The sequence below is a fragment of the Paraburkholderia sp. GAS32 genome, assembly GCF_050434225.1.
Taxonomy (GTDB): Bacteria; Pseudomonadota; Gammaproteobacteria; order Burkholderiales; family Burkholderiaceae; genus Paraburkholderia; species Paraburkholderia madseniana.
In genome coordinates this window covers 107,779-121,097 of record NZ_JBNPVS010000013.1, presented here as the reverse complement: position 1 = coordinate 121,097, position 13,319 = coordinate 107,779, and the positions used below count along the sequence as shown (strand labels likewise).

Below are 13,319 nucleotides of genomic sequence, written 5' to 3'. Positions count from 1 at the left end.
GCTGGTGCGTCAGAACGTACGCGCTCAGAACGTACCGGGGTAGGCGCCGCCGTCCATCAGCCAGTTCTGCCCAGTGATGTAGCCGGCATGCACGCTGCACAGGAACGCACAGGCGCGGCCAAATTCCTCACGCGTGCCGAAACGGCCGGCGGGGATCGTCTTCATGCGCTGCTTGCGCGCGTCGTCGACGGAAATGTGTTGCGCGTTGGCTTGCGCGGTGAAGGTGGTGGCGATGCGGTCGGTGTCGAACAGGCCCGGCAGCAGGCTGTTGATCGTCACGCCCGAGGCGGCTACCTTGCTGCGCGCCAGTCCCGCAATGAAACCGGTCAGCCCGGAGCGAGCGCCGTTGGACAGGCCGAGCACGTCGATCGGCGCCTTGACCGCCGAACTCGTGATGTTGACGATGCGCCCAAAGCCGCGCTCGCTCATCCCGTCGATGGTCGCTCGGATCAGCTCGATCGGCGTCAGCATGTTGCTCTCCAGCGCGCGAATCCAGTCTTCGTGCGTGAAGTTGCGGAAGTCGCCCGGCGGCGGGCCGCCCGCGTTGTTGACCAGAATGTCCGGCTGCGGACAGGCGGCGAGCGCCGCGGCGCGCCCTTCGGGCGTGGTGATGTCGCACGCCACCGTTTTCACGTCCACGCCGCTCTGCTTGCGAATCTCGGCGGCGGTCGCCTCCAGCGTCTCAGCCGTGCGCGCGACGATCGTCAGGTTGACGCCTTCGGCTGCCAGCGCTTCCGCGCAGCCGCGCCCCAGACCCTTGCTGGCCGCGCAAACCAGCGCGGTGCGTCCTGCGATTCCCATGTCCATGTGCCTATCCTCATGACGTAGTCGTGGTGCGGGGATGGTCCCGCGGTTGCCCGATCGTGGCAAAGTTTCCCCCGATTCTAGAAGAATCGGTGCCGGACTGCGCCGGGCCACTGCAATCTCCGGTATCTTCCGGCGCCACTCTTTCGGTAAACTTGCGCCGTGGCGCGCCCGCCTGCCGGTTTCAGGCCGTGCGGAGCGCCAAACCGATCCCTCTAGCCGCCGCTTGCGCCCCCGCCATGACCCAGGACAGCCGTTTTCCCAATCTTTTCATCCTCGATCACCCGCTGATCCAGCACAAGCTGTCGCATATGCGCGACCGGGACACCTCGACTCGCACGTTCCGCGAACTGCTGCGCGAGATCACGCTGCTGATGGGCTACGAGATCACCCGCAATCTGCCGATGACGACGCGCCGCCTCACCACGCCGCTGGTCGAGATCGACGCACCGGTGATCGCCGGCAAGAAACTGGCGATCGTGCCGGTGCTGCGTGCCGGCATCGGCATGTCGGACGGCCTGCTGGAACTGGTGCCGTCGGCGCGCGTGGGCCACATCGGGGTGTATCGCGCCGAAGACCATCGCCCGGTCGAGTATCTGGTGCGCCTGCCGGATCTGGAAGACCGCGTGTTCATTCTGTGCGATCCGATGGTCGCGACCGGTTACTCGGCCGTGCACGCGGTGGACGTGCTCAAGCGCCGCAACGTGGCCGGCGAGAACATCCTGTTCCTCGCGCTGGTGGCCGCGCCGGAAGGCGTGCAGGTGTTCCAGGACGCGCATCCGGACGTCAAGCTGTACGTGGCGTCGCTCGATTCGCACCTGAACGAACACGCGTACATCGTGCCGGGTCTCGGCGACGCAGGCGACCGCCTGTTCGGCACGAAAAACTGACAGCGGGCTGAAGAAAGCAGCGGGGCGGCGCGCGCAACGCGCCGCCACCACTCGATTTGCACGCTACGCCGGCACAATCGACAGTTCGAGACGCTTGCCAAGCGCGGCCAGCGCCGACGCGATGGTGTCGATCTTCGTGACGTGCCCAAGGTCAATGACGCGCTGGATATCCTGTGCACGCGTATGAAGACGCCTCGCCAATTCGGAAGGCGACACCTTTTGCGCGAGCATTTCGTTGAGCAGCAGCACTTTCGCGGCCAGGCTCGCTGGCAGCTCGACCAGTTCTTCGCCCCGTCGCGCTTTTGACGGCAACGGAACTTGCCGCTTGTCTTCGAAGTAAAAGTCCATCGCCGTCGCCAGCGCGTCGGCCGCCATTTCGCGTGCCTCTTCGAGCGTTGCGCCCGAGGTCAACGCCTCCGGAATATCGCGGAAGGAAACGGTAAAGCCAGCTTCGTCTGCTTCGATGCGGGCGGGATAGCGAAACATAGGTAACTCTCCGTGGTCCCTTGACGGGAAAAGCCTGGGCGGTGATGAAGCCCCTTGCGGGGCTTGCCTCTATTTGCATTTCAGTTGCTTAAGAATTGCTTTGCGAAGCGGCTCCGAAATCTCGTGAGCGGGATGCCTCGGCAGTGTGGTCTGCCGACCGTTCAGATACACCTTCAAATGTTTGCTGCCCTGTTCGAAAGTCGCCCCTTGGTCAGCGAGCCAACGTCTGAACTCGCTTTGCTTCACCGGCCCTCCTGTGTTCGTGAACACAGGGCAAAATATAAACAAAAATGTTTATATTCGCAACCACAACGACGACTGCAAAAGATGCGCGACCTACCTGGCGCGACTGAAAGAGGCGCCTGACGCCTACTTTCGCCTCGCCCCCTCTCTGCCGCACCCCTGCGCCGTGATAAAATTCGAATCCGCTCAAAGAGCGGCTCGACTTGCACTGCCACGCGGTGCATCACGCCTTAACGCCGGGTCTGCCGGGACCGGCGCACCTGTGGCGCCGCTGAGCCGCCCGCTGACCGTCCTGCCCCGCCCCAACCGCGCTGCCGACCTTCGGTCCCGCTCGCCGGGTCCGGCCGGGCGCGATCAAGCTGAGGAAAGCCTGACACCGGGCGGTCCGGCGCCGAGCGGTTTGACATCGAGGCGCATGGCCGCAATCAGCAGCGCCGCGCGCCCGACATCGCAACGACAATTGCACTATGCGTGCGCCCCACTGGCGCGCGCGACGGAGAAAAGTATGGCGGGTCATTCGAAATGGGCCAACATCAAGCATAAAAAAGCAGCGGCAGACGCCAAGCGCGGCAAGGTCTGGACGCGGCTCATCAAGGAAATTCAGGTGGCGGCCCGCATGGGTGGCGGCGACATCGACTCGAATCCGCGTCTGCGACTCGCCGTCGAAAAGGCGTACGACGCCAACATGCCGAAAGATAACGTCAACCGTGCGATCCAACGCGGTGTGGGCGGTGTCGATGGCGCAAACTACGAAGAAATCCGCTACGAAGGCTACGGCATCGGCGGCGCGGCGGTGATCGTGGACACCATGACCGACAACCGCACCCGTACGGTAGCGGACGTGCGTCACGCGTTCTCGAAGAACGGCGGCAACATGGGCACGGACGGCTCGGTGTCGTTCATGTTCGATCACGTCGGCCAGTTCCTGTTCGCACCCGGCACGCCGGAAGACAAGCTGATGGAAGCCGCGCTCGAAGCCGGCGCTGAAGACGTCGTCACGAACGAAGACGGCAGTATCGAAGTGCTGTGCCCGCCGAACGATTTCCCGAAGGTGAAGACCGCGCTTGAAGCCGCGGGCTTCAAGGCCGAATTGGCCGAGGTGACGATGAAACCTCAGACGGAAGTCGAATTCACGGGCGACGACGCGGTGAAAATGCAGAAGCTGCTCGACGCGCTGGAGAGTCTGGACGACGTGCAGGAAGTCTATACAAACGCCGCGATCGCCGACGAATGAGCGTGCCCCGGCGGCACACCGCGCGTGGATCTGCACCGAACCACACGCCCGCGTCGCCGGCTAGCACTCGCGTTGCTGCAGAGCGGGCGTTGGTTGGGGCCTTCCGCACCGCCACCACCCGGGTTCGCTATGTGCCCTGCGCCGCCACTTGGCTGCGGGCCCATTGCAAACCTCGCTGTTATTCCACGGCTGAGCGTGATGCTTCAGCCGTTTATGGTTTTTAAGTCTCGGGGATTCACATGAAGTTACTCGTCGTCGGTTCCGGCGGTCGCGAACATGCGCTGGCGTGGAAGCTCGCGCAATCGCCGCGGGTTCAGCTCGTCTACGTTGCGCCCGGCAATGGCGGCACCGCCCAGGACGAGCGTCTGCGCAACATCGACATCACCGATCCGGCCGAACTCGCCGATTTCGTCGAGAAAGAACAGATCGCGTTCACGCTGGTCGGACCGGAAGGGCCGCTCGCCGCGGGCATCGTCAATCTGTTCCGCTCGCGCGGTCTGAAGATTTTCGGGCCGAGCAAGGAAGCCGCGCAGCTCGAAAGCTCGAAAGATTTTGCCAAGGCGTTCATGAAGCGTCACGCGATCCCAACCGCCGAGTACGAAACCTTCGCCGACGTCGCGGCCGCCCACGCGTATCTGGACGCCAAGGGCGCGCCGATCGTGATCAAGGCCGACGGCCTCGCCGCCGGCAAGGGCGTCGTGGTTGCGCAAACGCTGGAAGAAGCACACGCCGCCGTCGACATGATGCTGTCGGACAACAAGCTGGGCGATGCCGGCGCACGCGTCGTGATCGAGGAATTCCTCGCCGGCGAAGAAGCCAGCTTCATCGTGATGGTGGACGGCAAGCATGTGCTGGCGCTCGCTTCGAGCCAGGATCACAAGCGTCTGCTCGACGCCGACCAGGGTCCGAACACCGGCGGCATGGGCGCCTATTCGCCCGCCCCGATCGTCACGCCGCAACTGCATGCGCGCGTGATGCGCGAAATCATCCAGCCGACCGTGCGCGGCATGGAGAAAGAAGGCATCCGTTTCACGGGCTTCCTGTACGCCGGCCTGATGATCGACGCGCAAGGCAACCCGAAGACGCTCGAATTCAACTGCCGGATGGGCGACCCGGAAACGCAGCCGATCATGGCGCGTTTGAAAGGCGACTTTTCGAAGGTGGTCGAGCAGGCCATCGCCGGCACGCTCGATACGATCGAACTCGAATGGGACCGCCGTACCGCGCTCGGCGTGGTGCTCGCCGCGTACAACTATCCGGACACGCCGCGCAAGGGTGACCGGATCAGCGATATCCCGGCGGAAACCGGCGATTCGGTCACTTTCCACGCCGGCACCACGCTGGTGGACGGCAAGCTGACCACCTCGGGCGGCCGTGTGCTGTGTGTGGTCGGTCTGGCGGATTCGGTGCGCAGCGCGCAGTCGGTCGCGTACGAGACGATCAACCAGATTTCGTTCGACGGCATGCAATATCGCCGCGACATCGGCTATCGCGCATTGAACCGCAAGCACGACGCCAAGACCGAAGGCAAGCACTAAGCCCGCCCCACTCGCCCGCGTGCGGCGCCAACGGCGCTACACTGCGGGTTTTCGCGGCCATCGCGGCGCCCACCGCTCCATGTGGGCTCACCCCGGTTGATCGGCATTTCACCCGGCGCGAACGACCGTAGCACCGCGCCTTCGCGGGAATGTCCTGACGAAGGCCGGCGCCCGCCCTTCACGAAGAACCCGCGGCACGACGAGCGTGCCGCCCTCAGCATCTGCATTCATGACCGATTCGAGCTATGACGCACAGGCCGTGCGCAGCTGGCTGCAAGGCCTGCAAACGCACATCGCGGACACGCTCGGCGCGTTCGACGGTAAGCCGTTCGCGACCGACGCATGGCAGCGCGCCCCCGGCGAAAAGCTGCGCGGCGGCGGCTACACACGGATTCTGGAAGGCGGCAACTTCTTCGAGCGGGCCGGCATCGGCTTTTCGGACGTAGCAGGCGACGCGTTGCCGGGTTCGGCGAGCGCCGCGCGTCCGCAACTGGCCGGCCGTGGTTTCGAAGCCATGGGCGTTTCGCTCGTGCTGCACCCGCACAATCCGCACTGCCCGACCGTGCATATGAACGTGCGTCTGCTGATCGCGACCAAGGCCGGCGAAGAGCCGGTGTTCTGGTTCGGCGGCGGCATGGATCTGACGCCGTACTACGGCTACGAGGAAGACGCGCAGCATTTCCACCGGGTGTGCCGCGACGCGCTGCAGCCTTATGGCGCGGACCTCTACCCGAGTTTCAAGCGTTGGTGCGACGAGTACTTCTTCCTCAAGCACCGCAATGAACCGCGTGGCATCGGCGGGATTTTCTTCGACGATTTCTCGGCGCCGGGCTTCGATCAATCGTTCGCGATGCTGAAAAGCGTCGGCGAAGGATTCCTCAAAGCGTACATGCCGATCATCGAAAAGCGCCGCAACATTCCGTACGGCGAAGCCGAGCGGGACTTCCAGGCATACCGGCGCGGCCGCTACGTCGAGTTCAATCTGGTCTTCGACCGTGGCACACTGTTTGGGCTGCAGAGCGGCGGACGCACCGAATCGATACTGATGTCGATGCCGCCTGTGGCGAACTGGCGCTACAACTGGCAGCCCGAACCGGGCACGCCGGAAGCGCGCCTTTACAGCGATTTTCTCGTGCCGCGCGAGTGGGTGTGAGGCTTTAAGCCCGCACCGCACACCACGTGACCACGACAAAGGATCTTCACCTGAAGCCGAACGCTCATCCTGTCGCCCTGCCTCGCCGGATTGGACTGCTCGGCGGCACTTTCGATCCGATCCACGACGGCCACCTCGCGCTCGCGCGGCGTTTCGCCGACGTCCTGAAGCTGACCGAGCTGGTGTTGCTGCCGGCCGGCCAGCCGTGGCAGAAAACGGACGTGTCAGCGGCTGTTCACAGACTGGCCATGACCCGTGCCGCCGCCACTGCGTTGGTGCTGCCGGGCGTGACCGTGCGGGTGGCGACCGACGAGATCGAACACGACGGTCCAACCTACACGATCAACACGCTGCAGTTATGGCGTGAACGCGAAGGTCCGAATGCGTCGATTGCGCTTCTGATCGGCGCGGATCAACTGGTGCATCTCGACACATGGCGCGACTGGCGGCGCCTGTTCGAGTTTGCTCACATCTGCGCGGCCACGCGCCCCGGTTTCGACCTCGCATCGATTCCGCCCGTGGTCGCTAAAGAAATCGACGCGCGCCGTGCCCGCGCCGACGTTCTGCAAGCCACCCCCTGCGGCCACTTGCTGATCGATACGACGCTTGCGTTCAACGTCTCGGCCACCGACATTCGCGCGCATCTGCGCGAGCAGGTGACCCAGCGGCTTGCCCTCGCGGGCGGCGAACCGCAAGACAGGAGCCAGGCCCGGGCCGCAAGCCATGTCCCCACTGCGGTGTGGGACTATATTCTTCAACATCATCTGTACCACCGGTAACCCCATGGATATTCGCAAACTGCAACGCGTGATCGTCGACGCTCTCGAAGACGTCAAAGCGCAAGACATCAAGGTGTTCAACACCAGCCACCTGACCGCGCTGTTCGATCGCGTGATCGTCGCCTCCGGCACCTCGAACCGCCAGACCAAGGCGCTCGCTTCGAGCGTGCGCGAGAGCGTCAAGGAAAACGGCGGCGACGTCATCAGCACCGAAGGTGACGACGTCGGCGAATGGGTGCTGGTCGATTGCGGCGACGCGATCGTGCACATCCTGCAACCGGCGCTGCGCCAGTACTACAACCTCGAAGAAATTTGGGGCGACAAGCCGGTGCGCATCAAGCTGTCCACGCCGGATCCGTTCGGCGGCGCGCGCTCGAGCGAACCCGACGACGAGGACGAAGAAGACGAAGCGCCGGCTGTCAAAAAGCCTGCACGCAAGGCGGCGGTACGCCGCAAGTAAGTACGTGGCTGGCAAACCGCTGAAGTCCGCGACGCAAAGTCAGAGCATGCGTGCGCGATTGCAGCGATTGCGTCCTCGATTCCACCCGTCATGAAACTGCACATTCTCGCCGTCGGCCACAAGATGCCCGACTGGATCGCCACCGGCTTCGACGAATACGCGAAGCGCATGCCGCCCGAGCTGCGCATCGAGCTGCGCGAAATCAAGCCCGAGCAGCGTTCGTCAGGGCGTCCGGCCGAAAGCGTGATGGCGGCCGAGCGGCAGAAAATCGAAGCCGCGTTGCCGAAGAACGCGCGCATCGTCGCGCTCGATGAACGCGGCAAGGATTGGACCACGATGCAACTCGCCGGCGCCCTGCCCGGCTGGCAGCAGGACGGCCGCGACGTGGCGTTTCTGATCGGCGGCGCCGATGGGCTCGATCCCGATCTGAAAGCACGCGCCGATATGCTGCTGCGTGTCTCCAGCCTGACGCTGCCGCACGCCATGGTCCGCGTGCTGCTCGCCGAACAGCTTTACCGCGCGTGGACCATCACGCAAAATCACCCCTATCACCGCGTGTGAGCGAACGAGGCGGCTGACGGATCGCGCGTTTGCTGGTCCTGTTGGCTGCGCTGATTGACGCGCCTTGTGGACGCATTTTCAGGCGCGTTTATCGATACGTTGATCGACGTGCTTTTCATCGTGTCCTTAGGCTCGTTCTTCGTCGATTGACTGACACGCTCATCGCGCGCGCCTTGCGCATTGACGCAACCCGCCTCATCGAGACCTGTTCATGCCAACGTCCGCCGATTCGCTGCATCCGTTCGTTTACCTCGCTTCTCAGAGTCCGCGCCGTCAGGAGTTGTTGCAACAACTCGGCGTGCGTTTCGAATTGCTCCTGCCGCGTCCCGATGAAGATGCCGAAGCGCTCGAAGTCGAGCTACCCGGCGAGCGGGCGCGCGACTACGTGCAGCGCGTGTGCATCGCGAAAGCGCACGCAGCGCGCGCGCGTCTCGTGGCAGGCGGCCATGCGGCACGGCCGATCCTGGTTGCCGACACAACCGTCACGATCGACGACGCGATCCTCGGCAAGCCCGTCGACACCGACGATGCCGTCGCAATGCTCACGCGCCTCGCGGGCCGCGATCACGAAGTGCTGACGGCCATCGCGGTGGTCGACGCGGAAGGCACGTTGCTGCCGGCCGCACTATCGGTATCGAAGGTGCGTTTTGCTGCACTGCAAGCGGACGCCGTGCGCCGCTACGCTGCAAGCGGCGAGCCGCTCGGCAAGGCAGGCGCGTATGGCGTACAGGGACGCGCCGCGGAGTTTATCGAGCATATCGACGGGTCCTATTCAGGTATCATGGGTTTGCCGCTTTTTGAAACCGCTGCCCTCCTGCGTGCAGCGCGCATCGACTTCTAAAATAACACCATGAATGAAGAAATCCTGATCAATGTCACGCCGCAGGAAACGCGCGTCGCGCTCGTCCAGCAAGGCGCCGTCCAGGAACTTCACGTCGAACGAACGCTGTCGCGAGGACGCGTCGGCAATGTCTATCTCGGCAAAGTCGTCCGCGTGTTGCCGGGCATGCAATCCGCCTTCATCGACATCGGCCTGGAACGCGCCGCGTTCCTCCACGTAGCGGATATCTGGCATCCGCGCATTGCGGGCGAACCGCAGCATCAAACGCCGCATCAGCCCATCGAGAAAATCGTCTTCGAAGGCCAGACGCTGATGGTGCAGGTCGTGAAAGATCCGATCGGCACAAAGGGCGCAAGGCTGTCCACGCAAGTGAGTATCGCCGGGCGCACGCTCGTGTATCTGCCGCAGGAGCCGCACATCGGCATCTCGCAGAAGATCGAGAGCGAAGCCGAACGCGAGGCCGTGCGCGCGCGTCTGACCGCCGTGCTGCCTGCCGATGAAAAAGGCGGCTACATCGTCCGCACCATCGCCGAAGATGCAACCAGCGAAGAGTTGGCCGGCGACGTCGCGTATCTGCGCAAGACGTGGGCGACCATCATCTCGCAAGGTCAGCGCATGCCGCCGACCAGCCTGCTGTATCAGGATCTGAATCTCGCACAACGTGTGCTGCGCGATTTCGTCAACGACGAGACCTCGCGCATTCAGGTCGACTCGCGCGAGACCTATCAGATGCTCGCCGACTTCGCGGCGGAGTTCACGCCGGCGGTGTCGTCGAAGCTGCATCACTACACCGGCGAGCGGCCGCTCTTCGATCTGTACAACATCGAGGCGGAAATCCAGCGCGCATTGTCACGCCGGGTCGATCTGAAATCGGGCGGCTATCTGGTGATCGACCAGACCGAAGCGATGACCACCATCGACGTGAACACCGGCGGCTACGTCGGCGCGCGCAACTTCGACGATACGATCTTCAAGACCAACCTCGAAGCCGCACACACCATCGCGCGGCAATTGCGGCTGCGTAATCTGGGCGGCGTGATCATCATCGACTTCATCGATATGGAGAACGTCGAGCATCGCGATCAGGTGCTTGGTGAGTTGAAGAAGGCGTTGTCGCGCGATCGCACGCGCGTGACCGTGAATGGTTTCTCGCAGCTTGGACTCGTGGAGATGACGCGCAAACGTACGCGTGAATCGTTGGCGCATGTGCTGTGCGAGCCCTGCCCGGTTTGTCAGGGCAAGGGACAGGTCAAGACGTCACGCACGGTGTGCTACGACGTGCTGCGCGAGATTCTGCGCGAGTCGCGGCAGTTCAATCCGCGCGAGTTTCGCGTGGTGGCGTCGCAGCAGGTGATCGATCTTTTCCTCGAGGAAGAATCGCAGCATCTGGCGATGCTGATCGATTTCATCGGCAAGCCGGTGTCGTTGCAGGTGGAGTCGAATTTGAGCCAGGAGCAGTACGATATAGTCTTGATGTAAATCATCAAATTCTCTGCATCAATGACCGGTTGACCGAGTTCGAAACCCTGAAATTTGCGATATAGCGGCGCAAGCGCGTGGCCGGCGCAAGAGGCGCGGCACGCCAAGGCACACGCTTGACGGCGCCGTGCGCCAAATCGATCGCTTTGAGATTTGAGCCCCGCTCCGGCGGGGTTTTGCCGTTCTGCCGTCGCTGCATCAATGCTTATGGTGAATCAAGTCACTAAGATGATGCTCTTTGAACCAATGGGTTAGCCGCTCCTGGTTGCTGGATGCGGCCCATATCCCCGCGCCACATATAGCAGCGATAATCCCAATCAAAATAGCCAACGTTAAATCAGACATGGCGGCCTCCCTATCAGGTTGCGACCATGCTTATATGTTAGGCGATGATCCCTCAATTCTCCTACATTGCAGGAACAGCCAACAGCGGGGACGGTCCGATTGTCACGAACAGCCGCGGCGGCCAGACATGACTCCGAGACTTCTGCCGTGACTTCTACCAACTATTGAATTCCCCGGTATCAATGCCGGTCGCTCGCGTAAATGGCGAGTGCAACGTCAAGGCAAACGTTGCTGCAATGGCGGTGTCGAGCCATTCGACGAATCCGGTTCACCCCTGTCCGTCACCGTCCTTGAACGCGAATGACGCAGCAATCAGAATGAGCCCACTCCAAAGAAACACCTGGCCGAATATTCCGCTTGTTCCAAAACCGCCGCCGACCATCGCGGCGCTCACGTAGTAAAAGAGCGTGCTCATCTTGATTCCCTGGGGGAACCCCCGACACGTTTCGTTTCACCCACTATACCGCGCGGCGGCCAGATCAATGCCTCCAATCCGCCTCCAGGCGCTAGGCTCGTCGTCGTATAGCCCATCATGGGCGTCCATGACCGGCCTCGCGCCTCAGTGTCGAACCGGCTCAAGGCGCAGCTTCTCAGGCCAACGCAATCGATAGAACGCAGTTGCGCAAACGGTAATCGTCGCCGGGAGAGCCATAGGCATTGTCGTCAGCAATGTCATCGCTCCGCGAGCGTCTCCCGGCCCTCAATTTCCTCATTGACGCCGTTCGGACCAGGCGCGTATAACCATCCCATTGGATGTTATTTGGATGGCATATGGATGCCGAGCGAACGCCGAACGGAATAGAAATGGCTAACCTCAAACTCATCGACACCTCCCGCCCCAAAGGCGGCGAGACCGAAAAGATCACCATCAATCTCGGCCCAATCGACCTGGGCCAGATCGACCTGCTCGTCGAAGAAGGCTTTTACTCGAACCGCACCGACCTGATCCGTACGGCGATTCGCAACCAGCTAGCCGTACACGCGCAGGTCGTCACGGAAACGGTGACCCGGCGCGCGCTGGTGCTCGGCCTGCAACACTTCTCGAAGCAGGACCTCGAAGCCGCTCAAGCCGCAAACGAGCGACTGGACATTCACGTGCTAGGCCTCGCCAGCATCGCAGCCGATGTGCCGCCGGAACTTGCGGCGGCCACGATCGCATCGGTGGTGGTGCTCGGCGCATTTCACGCGTCGCCAGCGGTCAAGGCGGCGCTCGCCGGACGCATCAGGTAGGCGCGCCCGGCATGGCTGATTTTTGTTTGAAGCCATGCTGAAGGCCGTGAAACTCATCGCCTGACCCCGTCACGCGCAATGCAAGTCAACGCAGTAACTCACACTCATGAAAATGAATGAAGATTTCCTGAAGTCGATGAAAGAAGCCTTCGACCTGCTACGCACCAAGGGGCCGAAGGAAGCGACCGCTGCAGTCCAGCGCGCACTCGCAGGCAGCAAGGCCAAAGCAGGCAATGCGCAAACGCCGCCCATGCCGCAGAGTGCCAACGAATGGGCACAAGCGTGGACACAGGCGCAATCTCACGCCAACACCACGCCGCACGCCCCTGCCGAGCGCACTTTCGACGCTGACACCCCCGGCACCTTCAGCACCCACACCTTCAGCAATAGCGCGGGCCAACGCCAATACAAGCTCTACGTACCAGCCGTCTACAAGAGCAAACCGTTGCCGCTAATCGTGATGCTGCACGGCTGCACGCAAAACGCCGACGACTTCGCGGCCGGCACGCGCATGAACGAAATGGCCGAGCGTAATGGCTTCATCGTCGTGTATCCGAATCAATCGCAAGCAGCCAATCCTTCGACTTGCTGGAACTGGTTCAAGCCTGCCGACCAGCAGCGCGATCAGGGCGAACCATCGTTGATCGCCGGCATCACGCGTGAGGTGATGGCGCGTTATCGCGTCGATCCGGCGCGGGTGTATGTGGCGGGTCTGTCGGCAGGTGGCGCCATGGCGGACGTCATGCTGAAAACCTCGCCCGACCTGTACGCCGCGGCCTGCGTGCATTCCGGCCTCGCCTACGGAAGCGCGAAAGGTCTGCCTTCGGCGCTCGCCGCGATGAAAGGCGGCAAAGCGCATCGCAGCCACTCGCACGTCGAACCGCAACGCCCGCTCATCGTGTTTCATGGCGATGCGGACACGACGGTGCATCCTTCGAACGCTACTGCGCTCGTAGCGGGCTTCGACGCCGGCGTCACGACACTCAGCCCGCTGTCGCACACCGCAGGCACAGCGAGCGGTCAGCGAGGCTGCACGGTGCAACGACTCGTCGCGGCAAATGGTGTCGAAGCGGAGTACTGGTCGATCCGAGGCGCGGGCCACGCATGGGCAGGCGGCAGTCAGCGCGGCACGTACACGGACCCATCCGGCCCCGATGCGACGGCCGAAATGCTGCGCTTCTTCCTCGCCCATCCGCGCGCGTCAGGCGCACATAAAGCTCCATTCAACTGACGAATCATTTTGACGAAAACGCTGTACATCCTGCCGCAAAGGTAT

15 protein-coding genes are annotated in these 13,319 nt (G+C 62.8%); 11 read left to right on the top strand and 4 right to left on the bottom strand.

Annotated features, from left to right (window positions below; genetic code table 11):
- Window positions 1-24: 24 nt before the first annotated feature.
- Complete coding sequence (locus tag P3T25_RS17895) at window positions 25-807, bottom strand: SDR family oxidoreductase (RefSeq protein WP_429358543.1); 783 nt, start codon at window positions 805-807, stop codon at window positions 25-27.
- Window positions 808-1,043: 236 nt separating this feature from the next.
- Here P3T25_RS17895 and upp point away from each other — a divergent pair, with 236 nt between their 5' ends.
- Window positions 1,044-1,694 carry a uracil phosphoribosyltransferase gene (gene upp / locus P3T25_RS17890; protein WP_011487457.1) on the top strand — a complete coding sequence of 217 codons (651 nt, stop codon included), beginning with the start codon at window positions 1,044-1,046 and terminating at the stop codon, window positions 1,692-1,694.
- Window positions 1,695-1,757: 63 nt separating this feature from the next.
- Here upp and P3T25_RS17885 read toward each other — a convergent pair whose 3' ends face one another.
- Both P3T25_RS17885 and P3T25_RS17880 read right to left on the bottom strand, forming a co-directional pair.
- Window positions 1,758-2,180 (bottom strand): type II toxin-antitoxin system HicB family antitoxin, encoded by a 423-nt coding sequence (locus P3T25_RS17885; RefSeq protein ID WP_154562237.1) that lies wholly within the window; start codon window positions 2,178-2,180, stop codon window positions 1,758-1,760.
- Window positions 2,181-2,249: 69 nt separating this feature from the next.
- A complete protein-coding gene (locus tag P3T25_RS17880) occupies window positions 2,250-2,426 on the bottom strand; it encodes a type II toxin-antitoxin system HicA family toxin (RefSeq protein WP_168435775.1) in 177 nt (58 codons plus the stop codon).
- A 502-nt stretch (window positions 2,427-2,928) separates the two neighbouring features.
- On the opposite strand from P3T25_RS17880, the gene P3T25_RS17875 reads away from it, so the two are divergent.
- From P3T25_RS17875 to rng, 8 genes are all read left to right on the top strand, one after another.
- Window positions 2,929-3,657, top strand: coding sequence for a YebC/PmpR family DNA-binding transcriptional regulator (locus tag P3T25_RS17875; protein ID WP_054035139.1), 729 nt, complete (start codon window positions 2,929-2,931; stop codon window positions 3,655-3,657).
- 239 nt (window positions 3,658-3,896) lie between these two features.
- Complete coding sequence (gene purD, locus P3T25_RS17870) at window positions 3,897-5,195, top strand: phosphoribosylamine--glycine ligase (RefSeq protein ID WP_429358542.1); 1,299 nt, start codon at window positions 3,897-3,899, stop codon at window positions 5,193-5,195.
- Between the two features lie 229 nt (window positions 5,196-5,424).
- The gene (gene hemF, locus P3T25_RS17865) at window positions 5,425-6,348 is read left to right on the top strand and encodes an oxygen-dependent coproporphyrinogen oxidase (protein WP_154562231.1); all 924 of its coding nucleotides are present in this window, start codon (window positions 5,425-5,427) and stop codon (window positions 6,346-6,348) included.
- Between the two features lie 26 nt (window positions 6,349-6,374).
- Window positions 6,375-7,127: a nicotinate-nucleotide adenylyltransferase gene (locus P3T25_RS17860; protein ID WP_168435774.1), complete on the top strand. Its 753-nt coding sequence runs from the start codon at window positions 6,375-6,377 to the stop codon at window positions 7,125-7,127.
- A gap of 4 nt (window positions 7,128-7,131) precedes the next feature.
- Window positions 7,132-7,587, top strand: a complete 456-nt coding sequence (rsfS, locus tag P3T25_RS17855; RefSeq protein ID WP_154562229.1) for a ribosome silencing factor — start codon at window positions 7,132-7,134, stop codon at window positions 7,585-7,587.
- 90 nt (window positions 7,588-7,677) lie between these two features.
- Entirely contained in the window at window positions 7,678-8,148 is a 471-nt protein-coding gene (gene rlmH, locus P3T25_RS17850; RefSeq protein ID WP_093639533.1) for a 23S rRNA (pseudouridine(1915)-N(3))-methyltransferase RlmH, read from the top strand.
- A 211-nt stretch (window positions 8,149-8,359) separates the two neighbouring features.
- Window positions 8,360-8,989, top strand: coding sequence for a Maf family protein (locus tag P3T25_RS17845; protein WP_154562227.1), 630 nt, complete (start codon window positions 8,360-8,362; stop codon window positions 8,987-8,989).
- Between the two features lie 9 nt (window positions 8,990-8,998).
- Window positions 8,999-10,468, top strand: coding sequence for a ribonuclease G (gene rng, locus P3T25_RS17840; RefSeq protein WP_154562225.1), 1,470 nt, complete (start codon window positions 8,999-9,001; stop codon window positions 10,466-10,468).
- Between the two features lie 613 nt (window positions 10,469-11,081).
- Here rng and P3T25_RS17835 read toward each other — a convergent pair.
- Window positions 11,082-11,228, bottom strand: coding sequence for a hypothetical protein (locus tag P3T25_RS17835; RefSeq protein WP_154562223.1), 147 nt, complete (start codon window positions 11,226-11,228; stop codon window positions 11,082-11,084).
- 389 nt (window positions 11,229-11,617) lie between these two features.
- On the opposite strand from P3T25_RS17835, the gene P3T25_RS17830 reads away from it, so the two are divergent.
- Both P3T25_RS17830 and P3T25_RS17825 read left to right on the top strand, forming a co-directional pair.
- Entirely contained in the window at window positions 11,618-12,043 is a 426-nt protein-coding gene (locus P3T25_RS17830) for a CopG family transcriptional regulator (RefSeq protein WP_171925013.1), read from the top strand.
- A 106-nt stretch (window positions 12,044-12,149) separates the two neighbouring features.
- The gene (locus P3T25_RS17825) at window positions 12,150-13,274 is read left to right on the top strand and encodes an extracellular catalytic domain type 1 short-chain-length polyhydroxyalkanoate depolymerase (protein WP_154562219.1); all 1,125 of its coding nucleotides are present in this window, start codon (window positions 12,150-12,152) and stop codon (window positions 13,272-13,274) included.
- Window positions 13,275-13,319: the final 45 nt, after the last annotated feature.

Coding starts and splice junctions, on each gene's coding strand:
- P3T25_RS17895 (WP_429358543.1), bottom strand. CDS start 807: ATGGACATGGGAATCGCAGGACGCACCGCGCTGGTTTGCGCGGCCAGC.
- upp (WP_011487457.1), top strand. CDS start 1,044: ATGACCCAGGACAGCCGTTTTCCCAATCTTTTCATCCTCGATCACCCG.
- P3T25_RS17885 (WP_154562237.1), bottom strand. CDS start 2,180: ATGTTTCGCTATCCCGCCCGCATCGAAGCAGACGAAGCTGGCTTTACC.
- P3T25_RS17875 (WP_054035139.1), top strand. CDS start 2,929: ATGGCGGGTCATTCGAAATGGGCCAACATCAAGCATAAAAAAGCAGCG.
- purD (WP_429358542.1), top strand. CDS start 3,897: ATGAAGTTACTCGTCGTCGGTTCCGGCGGTCGCGAACATGCGCTGGCG.
- hemF (WP_154562231.1), top strand. CDS start 5,425: ATGACCGATTCGAGCTATGACGCACAGGCCGTGCGCAGCTGGCTGCAA.
- rsfS (WP_154562229.1), top strand. CDS start 7,132: ATGGATATTCGCAAACTGCAACGCGTGATCGTCGACGCTCTCGAAGAC.
- rlmH (WP_093639533.1), top strand. CDS start 7,678: ATGAAACTGCACATTCTCGCCGTCGGCCACAAGATGCCCGACTGGATC.
- P3T25_RS17845 (WP_154562227.1), top strand. CDS start 8,360: ATGCCAACGTCCGCCGATTCGCTGCATCCGTTCGTTTACCTCGCTTCT.
- rng (WP_154562225.1), top strand. CDS start 8,999: ATGAATGAAGAAATCCTGATCAATGTCACGCCGCAGGAAACGCGCGTC.
- P3T25_RS17835 (WP_154562223.1), bottom strand. CDS start 11,228: ATGAGCACGCTCTTTTACTACGTGAGCGCCGCGATGGTCGGCGGCGGT.
- P3T25_RS17830 (WP_171925013.1), top strand. CDS start 11,618: ATGGCTAACCTCAAACTCATCGACACCTCCCGCCCCAAAGGCGGCGAG.
- P3T25_RS17825 (WP_154562219.1), top strand. CDS start 12,150: ATGAAAATGAATGAAGATTTCCTGAAGTCGATGAAAGAAGCCTTCGAC.